The following is a 19618-nucleotide window of genomic DNA, read 5'->3' on the forward strand; positions in this document are numbered from 1 at the left end:
TACATACAAAAAAGGAATCACTCGTCATTTGAATGATTCCCTTTTTGCTATATCTTTACCAAATAATTAGTCTGTCTTCGGGAGCAAGGTACATGTTGTCGCCGGGCTTGACGTCGTAGGTTTCGTAGAATTCATCGAACTGCTGAACAGGAACGTTGGTCCTTGAATAGTTCAGAGGATGTGCGTCCTGTGTAAGTGCGGAAAACTCCTGGTTGTATCCTCCAAGGCTTGCGTTCATTTGGGCATACTTGATAAAAAACTTATCATAGTCAAAATTCTCAACCTTGGAAGCCATGCGGAGCGCGCACTGAAGTCCTGTCATGTCCGCAACCATCTCAGTATCAATGTTTCCGCCTATAAAATGATGATCTCCAAAGGCGATTATTGTATCAAGATAGTCATCCATCTTTTTAACACGCTTATCGAATTCTTCTTTATCTGCTTCTGTCCACCAGTCTCTGTAGACACCTTCAGCGTCAAACTGAGAGCCGTTACTGTCAAAAGCATGGGATATCTCATGCCCTACCCAGAAAGCCCCGATGGAAGCGTAGAGTTCTTCGATACTCATATCACTTGAATAAAATGGTTCACCCATCATTCCGATTATCATATTTATGGTGTTATCAGAAGGTGAATAGTAAGCATTGCACTCAAGGATGTTCATGTCCTCTGCCCACATTTCCTTGTCTATCTTTTTACCAAGAAGACTTGTATTATAGGCTATTTCACTTTTATTGATCCTATCAAGAGCTTCATTTAGTGTGCAGCCTGAAAGGTCAATATCTGAAGTGTCCCTGAACTTGTCAGGATAAGCAGCGTGGATTACTATCTTTTCAAGCTTTTCGATGGCGTAATTCTTAACTTCCTCAGAAGCCCAGGTATTTTCGGAAAGGAGCTCTCTGTAGGTGTCGATAACCTCACGGCAAAGGTCTTCCATCTTTTTCTTATCTTCTTCGGAACCATATTTAGAGATATAGACTTTCTGCATGGAAGCAGGAAGCGCGCCTGCCACAAGATCGTAAGCCATTTCTTCATCAGATATCATTCCACTGATGCCATAGTATTCGTTTCCAATATCATTTAGAGCATCATAAGTATCCTTATCAAGGAAATTTCCGGAAGAATTGAGGTAATAAACAAGCATCACATCTTTTATGCCCTCGATGTTTTCCTGAGTATATACTTCATCCAGAGCCTCGAAATATCCGGGGTTCGTTACAAGGTATACTCCATCGTACTTATATCCGGTAGCTGTAAGCAGTTTTTCAAGAGGAAAATTCTTGGATAAGGCTACAAGTTCCTCAAAGGACATTTCATTGTTTATTTTGTCGTAAATGTCTTCGCTGTAATTTTCTTCAGTGGTGAAGATTTTTTTAGCAAGAATCCCTTGAATATCGATGGCTGCATCAAAACGCTTACTTGCTTCGTCCTCGGACATGCCCATTTTTCCTGCTATATAGGTAAAAATGTCTTTGCGATAGCCATAAAGAAGGTCGCCATAATCCGTTCTTTCCTTGTACTCTGCTGAATCTGACAGAAGGAGTCTGGGAGTTCCTATACTGCACAGATATGTGTTGGGATCATTAAGACCAGTATCTGCCCCGTATCCAACAAAATCATAAAATTCAAATAGTGTATCCTTGCCTGTTAAAAGCTCAGTGATATCATCAATTGTCTCTGCTGCAAGTATCTTGTCATAGAGCTCTTTTATTTGTGATACACCAATGGCATTTCGCGTATCCCAGTCAAGGACCAGATTATTATAGGTTCTGATGAGATCAGCATCATGTCCCTCAAGACTGTCATCTTTAAGCAGTTCCATGCATTTTTCTTTGACCGCAAGGCCACACTCAGAATAGTGAGACCATGTGCCATAGCCATCGGGAAGCTCAGTAGACAGGATCCAGTCCTTGTTTGCATAAAGATGAAAATCATCCTTAGGATCTGTCTCCATGTCGGCAGTGATGTTTTCCTTAATCTCAGAATCTATCCAGGGTTTTCCACCTGTGGTGACCTGAGCGCCTTCTTCAGCTTCTAAATTCTCGGATGGCTCTTCTGTTTCGATTTCAGTGCTTGCTTCAGTTGCACTTTCTGCCTGATTCGAGCTGTTGTCATTTGTTGTGGTTTCTTTTTCCTCTGATTCAGGTGGGTTATCCACAGTTGTCGCCTTACCACAGCCATAGATTCCGCCTATCATAGCGATTGTCAGTAGTATTGCTACCAGCTTCTTTTTCATAACATCTCCTTTGTATATTACTTTATTTAATAATGTTAATCCGTACATCGATTTTACCATTATACGTATATTTTTATAAAGTATAAAATATGCAATCCAGCAAAGGGGCTCGCCATCTCTTTAATAAGCGTGATCAACAAATATCTCTTTTATCCAATCAATTCTTCTGTTCATGCATTTTTCAACGATTGAGCTTTTCAGCGCTGACTCATAACCATGACAAGCTCCGGAAATTTGATGTACTTCTGCTGAAATTCCTTCTGAGACTAATCTTTTGGCAAACTTATGTCCCTCATCTCGAAGGCAATCATATTCAGCAACTTCAACATACGTTTTTGGGAAAAAATTAAGAGATTTCAGTTCAGAAATAGAATAATAATTTCCATGTTCAGAAGCCTGCTCTCCCAGGTACAGGTTCCAAAACCATTTCATGCAACGCGAATCCCAAATAGGTGTGTCCGTAAATCTTTTCATGGATTCCGTGATCATTCTTCTATCAAGGACCGGGTAAATCAGCATCATTCCTTTTGGAAGCGGAAAGCCTCTGTCATTAAGCATAGTAGTAATTGCACCTGAAATATTGCCCCCGGCACTATCTCCGGTAACAATGGTCATATCTTTATTGATGCCTAATTTTTCAGCAATTTCAAGTGCCCACACATAAACGCTATAACAATCCTCGACTGCAACAGGATATTTGTGCTTGGGTAACAATCTGTAATCCGGAAATATAACTTTGCAATGTGCTCTTTGAGCATACCACTTTGCAATCTGATAGTGCGCCTTAGACGCGCGGAGGATAAATCCTCCTCCGTGGAAAAAGAAAATACAAGGGAGTTTTCCGCTATATTGTTTTGGTTCAATTACAAGTGTAGAGATTTTTTCCCCGTTATATCCCGGTGCATCATATTTTTTGACATTAACATATTTATCCGATTTGCATTTATTTAATCTGTATCCAATATTTATAATCGGGTATAAACGTCCAATTACCGTTCCGCTACATAGTGAAAATGATCTCAATTCTTTGTCGATATTGTATTTCATACCTTGATTACTCCCCACCTTTTTCATAACTAATGTTATATAATGCCTTTTACCCTCGTTGTGGATTTATACTATTTCCCCTGACGCCATACTTATAATTTAGTATCCAAAAATTTCATTTCTTAATTCAAGGTATCGTTCAACAGTTATTTCCTCATCCCCAAAATGACACTGTGCAGCTTCTGCGTTAAATTCGACATAATCCCAATACTCTGCAGTTAAAGATGTGGAATCTACAATTGCGCCATTTCCGTTATACTGGTCCATTAGGAAAATTTCCCTGCCTCCATGGGAATTGTCTACATGACAGATGTATGTTTTATCGTTATAGTTTACGTAGCAAAGCTGACCTGCTGTGCCCTCCCCTTCAGCAAGCTGGTACACTTTGCCATCTCTTGCATCGAGGTACTTGCCGCCATAAGGACCATTTATTATAAGTTCTTTAACTCCGTCGTTATCAAGATCTACTCTTTCTCCGACGGTATAGCTGTAGAAATCTTCAGGATCATTTGGAAGATCAGTAATATAATAAGAAAAATCTTTTCCATCTTCATAGGTGGCATTTACTATGATTTCTCCGGCTATTGCCTTTGCAAAAAGTTCATCAGCTTCTTTTTCCAAGCTATCCGCTGCTGCTCCGTCGTCAATAGGAGCTACATCCGACTCATCATATGTACTTCCGTATGCGTATTCGCTCCACTCACTGAATTCCCTATTATCACCTTCGCACCTGTATGCCCTGACCTTGATCCTGAAATCAAAATAATCCTGAGCCCCGGTAACATAGGTAGTCTGGGATGTATCTACTTTCTGCTCTTCTTCCGGTTCACGATATGTATCTTCTTTGTAGAATTTATTTTCCTCTATAACTTCATATCCGTCAGCCCCTTCAACAGGCTTCCACTCAAAACGTACAGAAATCTGATCTTCTCCGGGTTCAGTGCCACCTGCATTAACTGTTGGCGTTGCCAGAGCAGTGACAGCTGTTGTTTCCTCTGTGATTGGTTCTACCTGCAGGTCTGGATTGATGTCTTGCTCGGATGGTTGCTTGCCACAACCTGACAGTGTGATAATAAGTGCACTTGCAAGTGCAATAAAACTTGATTTTCTCATAATTATAGTTACCTCCTGCTGATTATTCTATCATAAATCGGAGAAAAAATAGGTTTTGAATCGGAGAAAAATGAGGATTTCAATCGGAGAAATGTAACAGTTTTATCAAATATAGCAGAATAAGATGTCCCGGATAAAAAACATAAAATAGCCACTTCTATGATTTTTAACATGGTGCCGTCAAGAAATCGTATTTTCTTTGTTTTCTCCATATTATCACTCCTTAATCGCAACCCACTTAACATCCGATGGCTCGGTGATATGGTCTGCGAGAAGATTCTTTAATCCTTCTTCAGTTAAAGTATACGTCTTTGTGCAAACTTCTTCTATATACTTTCTGTCATGCGAAATGCTGATTACTGCCCCAGGAAAAGAGGCTATCATCTTTCTTATAACAGGACCGGAAAGTGGCGAAAAGTTTCTGGTGGGCTCATCCAATATTAGAACGTTTGCATCTGATAAACTCATCTTAAGTAAAAGCACCTTGGCCTTCTGACCGCCGGACAATTCTTTTATTGGATGTTCCATTTCATCTGCAGTATATTTTAGTGAGCCAAGATATGTTCTGATGCGGGTTCGTATTGCCTTATCGCCTGTGTCATCCAGAAATTCTATCGGTGTGGCATCGAGATCAAGCAGTTCTTCGTAGTTTTGAGGCATATACTGGACCTTTAAATCTTTTCTGCAAAACAACTCATCAGCTATTTTCTTTAGAAGCGTTGTCTTACCAATTCCATTATTGCCAATAATGCAGATTTTCTCAGGCCCTCGGACTCTAAGAAAAATATCTTTTGCAAGGATTTTTGATTCGTCAGGCGTCTTTAGCTCATCAAGTTTGTACTCAATTACTGTTTTTCCGGCGGGCATCATGGCATTTTCATCACCAAGCTTAAAAAAGATGGCTTCTTCCTGCTCAGGCATTTTTGTCATGTTTTCATCTTCTTTTTCAAAGTGCCGTCCCATTGCCTTTACAGTGTGCATCTTATCCTTGAGATTTTTTCCAGGTGCATCCCGCGCACCCTTGGAAATAGTTGAAAGTGCATGTTCAACACTGTTATAAACTCGTGCATATTTTTCATCACGACGTTTTTTCTCTTTTTTGTCGTTGATTGCCTGCTGTTCCTGTCTTTCGAAGTTCTCAGCTCTTCTTTCGATATAATTCTTATAATTGTCCCTTACGACTGTATATCTGCTCTTGGTTTTCCTCATGATCTGCTCGATGTGAACTATCACATTTGCAGTATTCTCAATAAGCGTCTCATCATGTGATATAAAAAGAACTATATGCTTCCATTCATTGATGAGCTTTTCCAGAAGTTCAAGCGTGCTTATATCTATGTCGTTTGATGGCTCATCCAGCAAAAGAACTGTTGGCTTTTCAATTAGAAGCCTCATGAGCTGTGCCTTTACCTTCTCGCCACCTGACAAACTGCCCATTTTCTGGTCACTGTAAAAGAAATCTGTTGGCACTTGGAATTTTATAGCCATTTCAGATAATTCTTTTGGACTTTTATCATAAAAAAGCTGTGCCTTCGAAAAATACTCATAAAGCGTTTTTTCTTTATCTTTTTCCGGAAGTTCCTGTGGAAGATACCCCAGGGCTTCTCCGGCAGCTATTCTTTCCCCTTCACATTCCGAGTATTCTTCGGCAAGTTCAGGATCATAGATCCACTTCATCAAAGTGGACTTGCCATTTCCTTCCTCACCAATGATTACTGCTTTATCTCCGTCATTTAATACCATATTGAATTTTTCTAAAATAATCCGCAGGTCTTTGCGATGTGTTATAGTCAAATCCTTAATCTGTAGCATATATCGCCCTCCTGTTCTGCTGCAAAAAAAAGCCTATTCTGCATACGCAAAATAGACTCACACAAATAGACCTACTATGACAGTATGGCTAAAAATGCATGATAATCCAGTTTAAGCGTACACAAAACAGCTGCGCCAGCAGCTATACCAAAATCATCGTGTTCACTCAAGCTAAATTATCTAATAATCATTTTTTCACCTAAACGCCAAGCGCTCTTTCTTTATATTTTTTATTCTTTTTTATACTATCATTTATAACAGGTGGTTGCAATCGTTTCTTAGATAAAAAGTGCATTATTTAACAACAGGTTCGATTCTTCTTGCAATTACTACAGCGAGTGAAAGCTTTAACAGATCAGGAATGATGAATGGGAATACGCACCATCCAAGTACAGTGATCAAGCCGATATCTCCACTATTCTGCATATAGACATGCATGAACCAGGCTGTTCCAAATGCATAACATACTGCAAGTCCAAGGACAAGTGCTACTACTTTAATAACAATATTTTTCTTGAAGAATCTTGTAAAAAGGATGTAAATGAGACCGATAAACAGGAATCCTAAGATATATCCGCCTGTATTTCCCAAAAGAATTCCGATTCCTCCGCTAAATCCTGCAAAAACAGGTACTCCGATTGCTCCAAGAAGAACATATATAAGTGTTGCCACTGTTCCTCTTTCGCCTCCAAGCAGCAATAATACAAAGAACACTGCAAATGTCTGAAGTGTAAACGGAACTGCTGTGGGGATGCTTATCCAGGAACATATCGCTATCAGTGCTGCCCCGATTGCAATATATACCAAATCTAATACTTTCATATTTTCTCTTGTCTTAACTGCTTCTGTACTACTCATGATGTCTTATCCTCCAACAAATATCTATGATTAGGCTCGCCAAATACAAATATGAAGATAGCATAACAAAAAATAATTGTCAACCTGCAATGTAATTGAGGTTGACAATTATCAAATATCTTAAACGGCATCTTCTTTGAGAGCTTCTATGATGTTATCATCCTTGATCTTGTTTATGCTAAGAGCCATGCTTATTCCCAGAATACCAAATACTGCAACCACGATAATTGCGTACATGAGCAGGTCTGGATTAAACGTAAACAGGCTGGAATCAAAAGTTTTGTACATGAGATAGCTCAGCAAAAGAGAAATCGGAAATCCCCATACGAGCGCCTTTATCCCATAAAGGAGAGTTTCAAGCCTTATCATCTTCTTAAAGCCTATATTTTCAAGGCCAACTGATTTGTACATGGCAAATTCTTTTCTCCTAAGAAGGACTCCTGTGGAGATTGTGTTTACAATATTTGCAATAGCAATTAGTGTTAGAAGAATTGTAAAGCCGTACATTGCAGTCTTAAGTAAAAGAGTTATCGCATCCATTGCCTTCACAGCGTCTGTAAGGTCTGCGCAATAATAGCTATGATATCCGTTGTTTTCCAAAAGGGAATAGATTTTATCGTGCACTTCTTCATGCGTGGATGTTTCTACGGCAAGGTCTATCGTTAGCCTGTCTTCGGGAAGGACTTCTTTTGCCTTCTCATAGTACATGGATACCGGTACAAAAGTTGCAATGTTGGTCTTGGGAATCAGATCCAAAACCTTGTTGTTTGCATTATATTTCACAAAAGCTGCAATCTCGATAGCTGGAGGATTTCCCTGCTTTTCATCATAGTGAATAACCTGCCCAAGAATGCCATCATTAAAAATTTCACTGGGCTTTTTTTCATGGAAGAAGTCATTTAACAGGACACCCCTTAGCGTATCGCCATAATAGTCAGCTTTGTTAAGATTATTATCCTCAAGAATCCTGTTAAAATCCTCATCGTCTACCACTACGACATCCATCACGCTGAAATCCAACTCGGTAAATGCCGGTAAAAGAAACTTTGAATCAGCTATATCTGTATTAGCGAGCTCGACTGTAGATTCAGGAGCTTTCTTGAATAAAAACTGAATCATGCTTGCACTGTATACATCATCAACTCCTTCAATATCAGTGATGGCACTGCGCAATTTATCACTTTCATTATAGGCGCAGGAAGCCACAATCTGGTAAGGAATATCAAACTCATACTGATTGGCTCTGACAATTGAGTTGCAGAAATAATTGATGGAAAGGAACAGAATAATTGAAACTGCTATGGTTGCTGTAATAACTTTCCCTTTCACACCATTTCTTTTTATGTTCTTGTAAGCAAGTTCCCCTTCATATCCAAAGATTTTTCTTATAAGAGGATTTACACGAAGATTTCTTGCTTTTACTTTGACTGTGTTATTCTGCCTAAGGGCATCTATAGGCATAACTTTGGCCGCTCTGATAGCCGGAATAAATGTAGAGATAAGTATCGTAATTGCTGCGAAGAAAACAATTGCAGCGATAGCTGAAGGCGCACATACAATAGGAATGCTGCCCCTCATTCCTTCAGCCCCGGCAAGCATATCTGCTTCAAGAATTTTCCTTCCAAGAAAAGACAACGTGATTTTGGTTCCTATATATCCAAAGAAAAGACCAAGCGGTATTCCGACAAGTCCAAGGATAAGTCCTTCGTAGTATATTGAGAATCTCTTTTGCTTTGATGTAGCTCCGACACTTGCAAGCATTCCAAGATAGCGCATTCTCTCTGTAAGAGACATACCTATGGAGTTGAAAATCAGGATAACCGATGTAACTATAACAATTCCAAGAGCCACAGCCATCATTACAAAAAATGACTTATAAGTCCCTCCGCTTTCTTCAAATGCAAAGCAGCTGAGGAGATATTCTGTGTTGTAGGCACGCTTTTCAATTCCGTATTCCGAAACGATATTCTTGAGCTGCTTAAGCGCGGTATGATCACATTTTTTTAAGGTGATGATTACCTGAGACTTGATTTTATCAGGAAAATAACCATCATCCAATCCTCTAAGAATATCCCAGCCATCGGTTGGTCTGTTTCCGTGAAGAATTGCAGTCACCGTGCATGTTTCAATTCCCAAAGACTTAAACTTTTCATCAGATCTGTAGTTTCCCGCAAGATATATAAAGCCTTCCAGATCATCATCAATATATCTGTAGCCCTGTTCAAATGTAAGGGTGTCTCCAACTCTGAGATTTTCCAGCCCATTATCAATAAGGAACTGCTCTTCAACTGCTATCTCGGAAGAGTTTTGTGGAAGCTTACCTTCATATTCAGATACTACTTTCATATTTATGAAGTCTGCGTTCACATGATCTATATTTCCGACTCTGAACCTATTTTCCTTATCGTTTATAAGCCTTATTCCGGTATTATTTTCTTCCACTTCACGAAGTCCAACCGAAGCAATCCTGCTATCATTGATAAGTGATGTATATTGCTTACTGCTAATTTCATCAAACTGTGCGTGTACATTTCCGCCTGACTGTATTGCCAGAAGTCCAAAGAACTTAAAGAATGAAAAAACGCCAAGGACTATCGCACTTATAAGTGCTGTAGATGCTGCAATTCCGAGGATTGTTACGATGGATCTTTTCTTGTTTCCTAGAAGATGTCTTAATGTAAGTTTTGAAATGATATTCATGATGCCATCACCCCTTCCTTCTTGCTATCATGGGTGATCCTGCCGTCTTCAATCGTAATTACCCTGTCCGCAGAAAGAGCTATCCTCTCATCATGAGTGATAATGATGACGGTCTGGTTATTTTCCTTATTGAATTTCCGTAAAAGAGATATGATTTCCTTACTGTTCTCAGAATCCAGATTACCTGTAGGTTCATCTGCCAGTAAAAGAGCAGGATGATTCATCAGCGCTCTTCCGATAGATACTCTTTGCTGCTGACCACCGGAGAGCTGATTTGGCAGATGGGATAATCGTTCCTTTAATCCAAGCTTTTCAACCAGGTCACTTAAGAGCTTTTTATCCGGCTTTTTTCCATCAAGCAAGATCGGAAGTGTCATATTCTCTTCCACGTTCAGGATAGGAATAAGGTTATAAAACTGGTAGATAAGACCTATATTTCTTCTGCGAAAGATTGCAAGCTTAGTCTCATCAAGTTTGCCGATGTCTGTTCCGGCAATGTTACAGGTTCCCGATGTGGGAACATCTACTCCGCCAAGGATATGAAGAAGTGTCGATTTTCCGGAACCGGAAGGCCCTACTATTGCAACAAACTCTCCCTGTTCTATATCAAAAGAAACATCTTTAAGTGCATCTACTCTTGTTTCTCCTGTTCCATATACCTTGCAAAGGTTTCTGATTTCCAAAATGTTCATTTTAATTGTGGCTCCCTTCTCATGATTTTGTGTTTCTGAGATAAGGTTATAACTTTATCATTACAATCAAGTGACTTTAATATTACAGAATTGTAAGATTTGATTTTCATTAAATGATCGTTTTATAAAACTTCACGGAAAACTTGGTTCCGGCTCCTTCTGTGCTTTCCACAACGATATCGCCGTGCTGGCCGTTCATAATGGTCTTTGCCAGAGCCAGGCCTATGCCGACACTGTTTTTTCCTGCGTTTTTCCCTTTATAGAATCGTTCAAAAATATGCGGAAGATCCTCCGTGGAAATTCCACATCCTGTATCTTCTATAATTATTTCATTGTAGATATTTGTGTCAGATGCGCTGATTGTAAGCGTGCCTCCGCTTTCCATATGTTCAATACAGTTTTTTACAATGTTCTGGATAGCTTCTATGGTCCAGTTTATATCGCAATTAATGTCAAAATTTGCAGCAGCCACATTATTGTCTTTTGACGCATCCAAATATATGCATGAGCAGGTGATATCTTTAAGCTCCATCTGAATTTCAAAAGGTTTTATAACTTCCCTGACAAGGGCATCCACTGCAACTTTCTCGGTTTTCATCGCTATTGTTCCGGCATCGATCTTTGACAATTTCAAAAGTGTCTGAATAAGCCAGTTCATTCTGTCAAGCTGGTTTGATTGTGTCTGCAAAAACTCAATACGTTTATCTTTATCGTCTTCCGATTTTAAAAGGTCATTCATGACTATCATAGATGTCAGCGGAGTTTTTAGCTGATGACTGATATCAGCTATTGCATTGGACAGAGCCACCTTATCTTTTGTTAAAAGATTTTTCTGATAGTTTAGTGTTGTGGTGGCTTTATAGATATTGGTTTTAAGGAGAGATATCTCGCCCTCTTCCTGATCAAGAATGTTTAGTGCTTCACCACCTGCAAGAACACTTACAAGGTAAGAGTTTAGAGCATCCAAATCTTTATATCTGCGGATAGTCGTAACAGCAAACATTGTAGTAAGCGTTATTCCAAGCATGAGCATTATAAAAAATGCAGATACACCGCAAAAAGCATATCCGCATATAGAAGCAGCAACTGTTAGTACAGCTGCTGCAACAATCATATATTTGAATTCCTTATTATTCAGCATACAAAGTATCCCCAAACTTTTATCTGTATTTATACATTGATGAACGAAATCCGCAGCAGGCGCGGATTTCTGTATGTTTATTTAAGAATATATTATATAGTTCAAATTTATATTGATTATTTCTCCACAATATATCCCAGGCCTCTTACGGTTTTTATAATCTGAGGATCTGCAGGATCTTTTTCAATCTTGTCTCTAAGTCTTTTTATGTAGACAGTAAGAGTATTATCATTTACAAAATCGCCGCTGACATCCCACATGTCCTCAAGGAGCTGACTTCTGGACATTACATTTCCTCTATTGTTGCAAAAAGCAAGGAGCAGTCTGTATTCAAGAGCGGTAAGTTCAACTATTTCTTCTTTGCCGGTAGTGTCATCAAGTATACCAACCTTGGCTTCACTTGTATGAATGCGGACATTTTTTATTGAAAGGATTCCGTTTCCATCAGAAGCAGAGGCGGACATACCCTTACCACTCCTTCTAAGAACAGTCTTGATTCTTGCCATAAGCTCATTTATCCTGAAAGGCTTACATACATAATCGTCAGCCCCCATCTCAAGGCCCATGACAACATTGACTTCGGCATCACTTGCTGTCAGGAAGATTACCGGAACGTCTTCTTTTTCTTTGATGAATTTGCAAACATCATAGCCATTCCCATCCGGAAGGTTGATATCAAGTATGCATATATCAAACGTATTTGTTTTCCATGTTGCAAGTGCATCAGCCTTGGTACGCACATGGATGGCTTCATAGCCCTCTTTTTCCAAAGAGTATTTAAGTCCCATTGCAATTGCATCATCATCTTCCAACAAAAATACCTTCATCTCAGATTCCCCTTACCTCCACTGCTTGCGCATTTTCTTTATGCTCAGTAATAAGATTATTAAATAAATAAAAACATTTAGCTAAGTCTGATTTTATACTTTTCAAGATTTACGTTATCTTCCTCTAAAAAGACTGTTTCTACGTATTCTCCGCCATTGGCAAGGATGGTTTTCTTGCTTGCCTCATTATCAGGAAGACAACTAACATAGATTTCCTCAAATCCGAAGCTTGAAAGGAAATCTAATGCTTTTGCAAGCATTCTTTTTGCATAGCCTTTACCTCTTTCGGAGGGGCGAACTGAATAGCCTACATGCCCTGTATATTTCTTCATTCTCTCGGTTAGAACATTGTGAACCTGCATGCAGCCTACCATTTTCATATCGGATTTTCTTATGACCAAGAGCACATTTCCCCATGCGCCATGTTCATCCGCTTTTCTCCTTGGATTTGCCCAGCCTATGCAATAATCAACGTATTCCTGAATATCGGGCATTCTTTTCATAGAAAAGCATCCGTCAAAAGATGAATCTGCGTCCAGCATTTCCTGCCTGTAAGCTGCAATTTCTTTTGCATAGTCCATCGAAGGTTCTACAAAAAGAAGCTCTTCCTCAGAAAAGTCCTGTCCGGGAGCGTATACGACACTGAATTTCTCGCATATAATGCGTGATTCCTGATTAAATGGCATATCTGTTTCATCAAGGCATTCCTTGAAAAATTCAGTGTGTACATCGCGCCAATATTGTAGCGATCTATCGCCTTCACCTTCTGCATATGCATGGAATGGGGGCACATCGCCAAATGCTCTCACATACACATCATAATTTCTGATCACGCATACAGCCTCATCGTTGCTGTCTAAGATCACGCTATAATCGCCCGGCTGTGGAATCTCATCCAGAACATCTTCCATGACATACTCATCGTAAGAACTGGCTGTTCCAAATTTTTTACCCTTTAAAACCAGCTGCGCAAGTTTGTCAGTATCTCCTTCTTCAATTCCACCAAAGCCCCATGCCTCATAAGGTGTATTGATATCAATATTCTTCTTAGAGCAAAATTCTGCCCATAATTCTTTTTCTGTCATCGTGTCATCCTCCTGTTGTCGTTGAAATGATTCAGTAGTGGCCGTTGTAAGCGTACATGGCCATTATAAGGTATAGACGAAGCTAAGGTAAAGTATTATCATTTCTTTTTGGAGGAAAAACAATGTTTGAGCCATTCTTTTTGATCCCGTTCATTTTTGTGGCGGGTGTATGGGGATTCTTTTTATTGAATTTTGCAGGGAATAATCGAAGATTTTTAAAAGATGACCTTATATATAAAAATGAGAAGCAAGTGAAAGATGCTAAGAGTTCCATGAGAATAATTCATCTTATGGCGCCGGTTTGGTTTATTGTGGTTGCTGCGGTAATTCTTTTTTTGGTAAATGCCTATCATCCGTTTATTCGATTTAGCGTTGTAGGCGCAGCACTGATTGCAGGAGGTGTTTTCTTTACCTATCTTGGGTGGGCGCTTGGAATGATCTTCAAAGGAACCAAGGATGCTCCGGGAGATAAGGATGCGAAGTTCTTTTCCAGAGCATTCATGATTTCCTTTATGAGTTCAGGTCTTATACTGGTGGCATTTGGAATAATGATATGCATGTCGCCTTTTGCATGAATTTTTATCTGTTGCAATAACAAGTGATTTTTTTCGATGGCATATGATGCCTGATCACAGGTTCCCTTCTTTTGAATTATAGGAGCCACGTATATAATTTCCTATATCTGTTATACAAAGAAGCGTCACTACAAGAAAAATACCGGGAATCAGTATTATCCACCAAGAGCTTGTCAGAAGAGCTTTTTCTGACAAGCTAAGCATACTTCCCCAGGTTATGATCTCAACCGGGAGGCCAATTCCAAGGAAACTCAAGGTCGACTCGGAAACAATGGCGCTTCTTACACTCATTACGATCATGAACATGATACTGCTCATGAAATTAGGTGCAAGATGCTTAAACAGCACATGCATAAAGCTTCCGCCCATCATTTTGGAGATTAGGACGTATTCTTCGCTTCTTATCTTTCTTACTTCTGCGCGGACAATCTTAGCAATGCTCATCCAGCTGGTAATGCCTATAATGACAGATATTCCAAGGAAATTTCTCTGTCCTAGGGCAGCCTGCATAAATACAACCAGAAGAATCGAAGGAATGCTAAGAAGAATCTCCGTAAATCTCATCATGATATTATCGACAGTTTCTCCGGCAACTCCGCTCAAAGTTCCATAAACAACAGCTATAAACGAAGATATAACTGTAGCTACAGTACCGATAATAAGGGACTTTCTTCCTCCGAACCATATCATCGACCAGATATCTCTGCCAAGCGTATCTGTCCCAAAGATATGTCCGCTTCCCGGTGCCCTGTTTATTTCATCAAGAAACATTCTGGATGGATCATGTGTCATGATAAGTTCGCAAAAAAGACATCCCAGAATAATAAGCACAAGAATTACAACAGATAATATGGGAATGCCTTTGATAAACGGCTTTCGTGCTTCCTGCGTTTCATCTTTTTTGCTATATTGTGTTCCAACTATTTCAAAATTATTCAAAACTTTATTTACTTGCATCATCCATCATCTCCCGATGAGAAACTATTTCCATAAGATCTTTCATCTTATCCTGAGCTTTCATTCGCTGATCAATCTTTTCGCTAATGGTCTGACCGATTATGTTGCCGATAATTACAACGATTCCTGTTATCACCGTGAGCACCATAAGCATGTTGTAGTCGTGGTATTTGGCGCTTTCAAAAGAAAGAGTGCCAATGCCCGGGTATGAGAAAACCATTTCAACTATGTATGTACCTTCTAAAATGTGATTCATGGAAATGGCCATAATGGCAATCATTGTAGGCATAAGATTTCGTACACAGTGTTTCCACATTACATTTCTTTTGCTGATGCCCTTTGCTCTTGCAAGAAGCACGTACTCCTGCCTGATTTCCTCAAGGAGCTTATTTCTTAGCATATATGCGTAGTACCAGAGGTGGCTCATAACAACGACTATTAGTGGAAGAATTAAGTGCTCAATCCTGCTTCCTATATCGTTAGCTCTTCCTATGGCATAAGCGCCGCTACTTGGCAAAAGATGCCACATAACCGCAAAGAATAAGATGAGGACCAGTGAAAGCCAAAACTCTGGAATACAGCTGGTAATTGTTCCAATTCTGCAAATGATCCTATCCGCAAGGCTGTTTTCTCTATATGCGCATGCAACGGCAAGAAGGAGCGCCAGCCCAAAGGTTATGACAAAGCCTATGCCTCCTAGTAGTAAGGTGTTTAGAAGTCTTCCTGCAATTACCGTCATAACATTCTGTTTATATTTAAAAGAAATACCAAAATCTCCTGAAAGAGCCGCTTTTAGCCACTTAAAATACTGCCCGATGATCGGTCCGTCAAGACCAAGTCTCTCATAGGCGTGCATTCTTTCAGCAGTACTCATTCTCTCAACCCTGTCTCCATAGTAGGAAGCAAGCGGGTCTCCCGGAGCCAGCCTTGACATAAAAAATGTGATAAGAGAAAGCAAGAAGACGGAAATCAGCACAATAATTATTTTATTTATCAACGATTCCAGTTTGATTTTATTCCTAAGATTCATTCTTAATGCTCCTTTAATACGAAATGTCCTTCGGCAACTTCTTCCCAGCCCTCATGCATAAATTCCGTTAACGACTTCTTATATCTTGTGCTAACCCGCGTTTTTTCAACTTCAGGGTCAGGTTTTGGCGCTGCGGATAAAAGAGCTTTTGTATACGAATGAACGGGATTTCTAAATAATTCCTTTGTTGGGGCAAGCTCTACAAGGTGTCCTTTGTACATTACTCCTACTCTGTCGCTTATAAATTCAACCATGGAAAGGTCGTGAGCAATAAACAGCATTGCAGTCTCATGATCTTTCTTTAGTTCAGATAATACTTCCACTATCTGAGCCTGAATTGAAACATCCAGTGAAGAAAGCGGCTCATCTGCCACAAGTAGCATCGGATTCATAACATAGGCCCTTGCAATATTGACACGCTGACGTTGCCCGCCGGATAGCTCTGATGGACGTCTTTGCATAAGCTGCTCATCAAGACCAACTTTTTTCATGATTTCTTTGATGCGCTCATCGGCAGCCTTTCGGTTTTTGTATACTCTGTGAATTTCCAGTGGCTCTGCGATTATGTCACGTACAGTCATTTTCATATCAAGGGCTGCGCCTGAATCCTGGGAAATAAACTGTATTTCCTTTGATATTCTGGCCTTGTCCTTTCTTGTGCGTCGCTTGGATGTGATATCTATTCCATCATAAAAAGCTTTACCACCAAGTGGCTTATACATTCCGAGAATACATCTTGCGAGTGTGGATTTACCACTTCCCGATTCTCCTACAAGAGCAAAAACCTCTCCTTTATATATGTCAAAAGAAACATGAGAAACAGCTTTTACATATGAATTCTGACCAAGCCTGAAATAATGAGTCAGGTCATGGATTTCCATCAGTTTTTCAGTTTGCTTTATATCATGGGCAGTTTTTGGGGGCGCTGTATTTGTAAGGGAGAATTGTATCTTTGGGGCTCTCTCGTCCAAAAGCCAGGTTGCGGCTTTGTGGGTAGGACTTAAATCAAAAAAAGGCGGTTCCTGTGCATAGTCAATCCTAAGAGCATATGGATTTCTTTCAGCGAAAGCATCTCCTTCAAAACCCTCTTTTAACACTGGAGGAGCTCCGGGAATGGGATATAATCTTCCATTTTCAGCAAATGAAGGCAAAGCATGCAAAAGTCCCCAGGTGTACGGATGAGTTGGCCTGGCAAATATTTCTTCGCACAATCCCTGCTCTATGATCTTTCCTGCATACATGATCGCAACTTTATCGGCAACTTTTGCAACAACGCCGAGATCATGGGTGATAAAAAGGATTGTCATGCCTGTTTTATTCCGGATTTCTTTGAGAAGATCTAATATCTCAGCCTGCACTGTAACATCAAGAGCTGTAGTTGGCTCATCTGCTATAAGAAGTTTCGGTTCCTGTGCAAGAGCCATGGCCATTACGCATCTTTGACGCATTCCGCCTGAGAGCATCCAGGGAAAAGAGCTATATCTTTCTACTGCCCGATCTATGCCAACAGCATCCATGAGATCTATAACTTTTTTCTTAAGAGCATCAGCAGTTATTTTCTTGTCATGGACACGGACAGCCTCAGCAATCTGTGCACCTATGCTATAAGTAGGATCAAGAGATGTCATGGGATCCTGGAAAACCATGGAAATATCAACACCTCTTACCCTGCACATTTCTCCATCAGAAAGACCTACGATTTCTTTTCCGTTTACAGCTATGTTCCCGCTTGTAATCTCAGTATTTGACGGTAGTATTCCCATAATGGTTTTACAGAGAACGCTTTTGCCGCATCCTGATTCTCCAACAACGGCAAAAACCTCTCCCTGCCCGATAGACAGAGAGAGGTCACGTATTGCACTTATACGTCCCTCAGGTGTATTAAATACTACCGAAAGATTTTTTACCTCAAGTATATTACTCAATAGTCCAATCCTTAACATTCCAGAAGATACCTACGCCATGATGGCCAAGAATAGTATCTTTGGTTATTCCGGTAATCTTTACGTTACTTACGTAATCAACATCAATGTAGCAGAAGAAAGTATATGCAGGATCATCAACCATAGCCTGCTGGAACTCAGAATAATACTTCTGTCTCTCAGCCTTATCTGTTGTCTGACGAGCCTTTGTAAGTGCCTCATCTACAGCAGGATTGCTGTAAGCACTGTAGTTGTTACCCTTGTCAGTTCCAAATACCTTGTAGGTATGATCATCAGCGTCAAACGGGCTTCCCCAACCAATGAGGAATGCTTCCTGGCCATCCCAGTCAATCTTGGACTTTACTTCGTACTTGGCATCAACACCAATGTCCTGAAGATTCTGACATGCAATAGCTGCAAGATCTGCTCTTACCTGATCACCTTCCTTGCAGTTGATAGTAAATGTGAGTTTCTTGCCTTCTTTTTCATAGATACCGTCAGAACCAAGTGTCCAACCGTTTTCCTCGATGATCTGCTTAGCTTTCTCAGGATCATAGGATTCCTGATTGATTGAAGCATCATTATATTCGTTTCTTGCAAGTGGGCCATATGCAGGAATGCCTTCGCCAAGAACAACGCTTGCTACCATGGCATCTCTGTCAACAGCACAGTTGAATGCATGAATGAGTTCTTTATTCTCCTTCCAGAGGTCATTGTTAAAGTTGTACATGATTCCTCTGTAGTCGGAAGTCTTCATCTGATAAACAGTGTAATTGTCTTTTCCTTCAAAATTCTTGGAATCCTTAGGTGTAAGCTGTGCAAAGTTAAGCTCGCCTGACTCAATCTGAAGAGCTTTTGCGTTGTCATCTTCAACAATCTTAAAGATGATAGTATCGATTGAAGGTGTTCCGTTCCAATATTCTTCATTTTTAACAAGGGTAATGCTCTGTCCCTCGTCCCATGCTGAAAACTTGTATGGACCTGTTCCTACAGGTGCCTTAAAGTAACCATCTTCCTGCATGTCTTTGCCTTCAAGAAGGTGAGCAGGAAGCATTCCGATTGTCATGTACTCAAGGAATGCAACGTTTGGAGCTGCAAGAGTAAACTTGACAGTGTAGTCGTCGATAACATCGATTGAAGTAACATCTTCGTAGTTAGAGAAAATCTCGGACTCATTGTCAGGATTCATGATAGCTTCGATGGTAAACTTAACGTCTTTTGCAGTGAAAGGCTCTCCATCGTGCCATTTTACATTGTTTCTTAAATGGAATGTGTAAACTCCGGCAGCATCGTCAGCATCAACGCTTTCTGCAAGTGCAGGAACAACCTCATTCTTTTCATTATGTCCCATCAGTCCGTCAAAGATGAGAAGATTTATCTCTCCGTGCTCGTCAATAGCAGGATTGATTCTTGTATAATCATTACTTCCGTATACAAGTGTCTTACCGCCTTCATTGGAAGCTGTGTCACCGCCATTTGAATTACCGCATGCTGTGAGCGCAATAATCATTGTCAGTGTGAGCAGCAATGCCATAAATTTCTTTTTCACAATAAATTTCCTCCTGTTGTGCGTTTTGAACGAACAACATTTTATCCAATGTAATCACACGCCACAAGCCCCCC

15 protein-coding genes are annotated in these 19618 nt (G+C 40.0%); 1 reads left to right on the plus strand and 14 read right to left on the minus strand.

The features are described 5' to 3' along the window. Positions 1-55: 55 nt before the first annotated feature. The 10 genes from BM086_RS11520 to BM086_RS11570 form a co-directional block, all read right to left on the minus strand. Positions 56-2236 (minus strand): M13-type metalloendopeptidase, encoded by a 2181-nt coding sequence (locus BM086_RS11520; protein WP_175560236.1) that lies wholly within the window; start codon positions 2234-2236, stop codon positions 56-58. Between the two features lie 120 nt (positions 2237-2356). After that, positions 2357-3283, minus strand: coding sequence for an alpha/beta hydrolase (locus BM086_RS11525; RefSeq protein ID WP_175560237.1), 927 nt, complete (start codon positions 3281-3283; stop codon positions 2357-2359). 99 nt (positions 3284-3382) lie between these two features. Then, positions 3383-4396, minus strand: coding sequence for a hypothetical protein (locus BM086_RS11530; protein ID WP_092326619.1), 1014 nt, complete (start codon positions 4394-4396; stop codon positions 3383-3385). 216 nt (positions 4397-4612) lie between these two features. Next, entirely contained in the window at positions 4613-6208 is a 1596-nt protein-coding gene (locus BM086_RS11540; RefSeq protein WP_092326624.1) for an ATP-binding cassette domain-containing protein, read from the minus strand. 294 nt (positions 6209-6502) lie between these two features. Further along, positions 6503-7066, minus strand: coding sequence for a biotin transporter BioY (locus BM086_RS11545; RefSeq protein ID WP_092326627.1), 564 nt, complete (start codon positions 7064-7066; stop codon positions 6503-6505). 120 nt (positions 7067-7186) lie between these two features. Beyond that, positions 7187-9766 carry an ABC transporter permease gene (locus tag BM086_RS11550; protein WP_092326630.1) on the minus strand — a complete coding sequence of 860 codons (2580 nt, stop codon included), beginning with the start codon at positions 9764-9766 and terminating at the stop codon, positions 7187-7189. Next, positions 9763-10458, minus strand: a complete 696-nt coding sequence (locus BM086_RS11555; RefSeq protein WP_092326632.1) for an ABC transporter ATP-binding protein — start codon at positions 10456-10458, stop codon at positions 9763-9765. Before BM086_RS11555 ends, BM086_RS11550 begins: the two co-directional genes overlap by 4 nt. A 109-nt stretch (positions 10459-10567) precedes the next feature. Next, the gene (locus BM086_RS11560; protein ID WP_242952181.1) at positions 10568-11599 is read right to left on the minus strand and encodes a sensor histidine kinase; all 1032 of its coding nucleotides are present in this window, start codon (positions 11597-11599) and stop codon (positions 10568-10570) included. Positions 11600-11715: 116 nt separating this feature from the next. Continuing rightward, complete coding sequence (locus BM086_RS11565; protein WP_092326635.1) at positions 11716-12426, minus strand: response regulator transcription factor; 711 nt, start codon at positions 12424-12426, stop codon at positions 11716-11718. Positions 12427-12503: 77 nt separating this feature from the next. Continuing rightward, on the minus strand, positions 12504-13511 hold the full coding sequence (locus BM086_RS11570; protein ID WP_092326638.1) for a GNAT family N-acetyltransferase: 1008 nt from the start codon (positions 13509-13511) through the stop codon (positions 12504-12506). A gap of 122 nt (positions 13512-13633) precedes the next feature. Between BM086_RS11570 and BM086_RS11575 the strand changes: the two genes are divergently transcribed. Continuing rightward, entirely contained in the window at positions 13634-14086 is a 453-nt protein-coding gene (locus BM086_RS11575; RefSeq protein WP_092326641.1) for a hypothetical protein, read from the plus strand. 54 nt (positions 14087-14140) lie between these two features. Here BM086_RS11575 and BM086_RS11580 read toward each other — a convergent pair whose 3' ends face one another. Genes BM086_RS11580 through BM086_RS11595 form a run of 4 tightly spaced genes read right to left on the minus strand, consistent with a single transcriptional unit; the run spans position 14141 to position 19544 of the window. Continuing rightward, positions 14141-15046: an ABC transporter permease gene (locus tag BM086_RS11580; protein ID WP_092326643.1), complete on the minus strand. Its 906-nt coding sequence runs from the start codon at positions 15044-15046 to the stop codon at positions 14141-14143. Next, positions 15030-16073, minus strand: coding sequence for an ABC transporter permease (locus BM086_RS11585; RefSeq protein WP_092326645.1), 1044 nt, complete (start codon positions 16071-16073; stop codon positions 15030-15032). Before BM086_RS11585 ends, BM086_RS11580 begins: the two co-directional genes overlap by 17 nt. A gap of 2 nt (positions 16074-16075) precedes the next feature. Continuing rightward, a complete protein-coding gene (locus BM086_RS11590; protein WP_242952182.1) occupies positions 16076-17998 on the minus strand; it encodes a dipeptide ABC transporter ATP-binding protein in 1923 nt (640 codons plus the stop codon). Beyond that, complete coding sequence (locus BM086_RS11595; RefSeq protein ID WP_242952183.1) at positions 17991-19544, minus strand: ABC transporter substrate-binding protein; 1554 nt, start codon at positions 19542-19544, stop codon at positions 17991-17993. Before BM086_RS11595 ends, BM086_RS11590 begins: the two co-directional genes overlap by 8 nt. Positions 19545-19618 lie beyond the last annotated feature (74 nt).

It is taken from the genome of Butyrivibrio sp. YAB3001 (genome assembly GCF_900112195.1).
GTDB lineage: Bacteria > Bacillota > Clostridia > Lachnospirales > Lachnospiraceae > Butyrivibrio.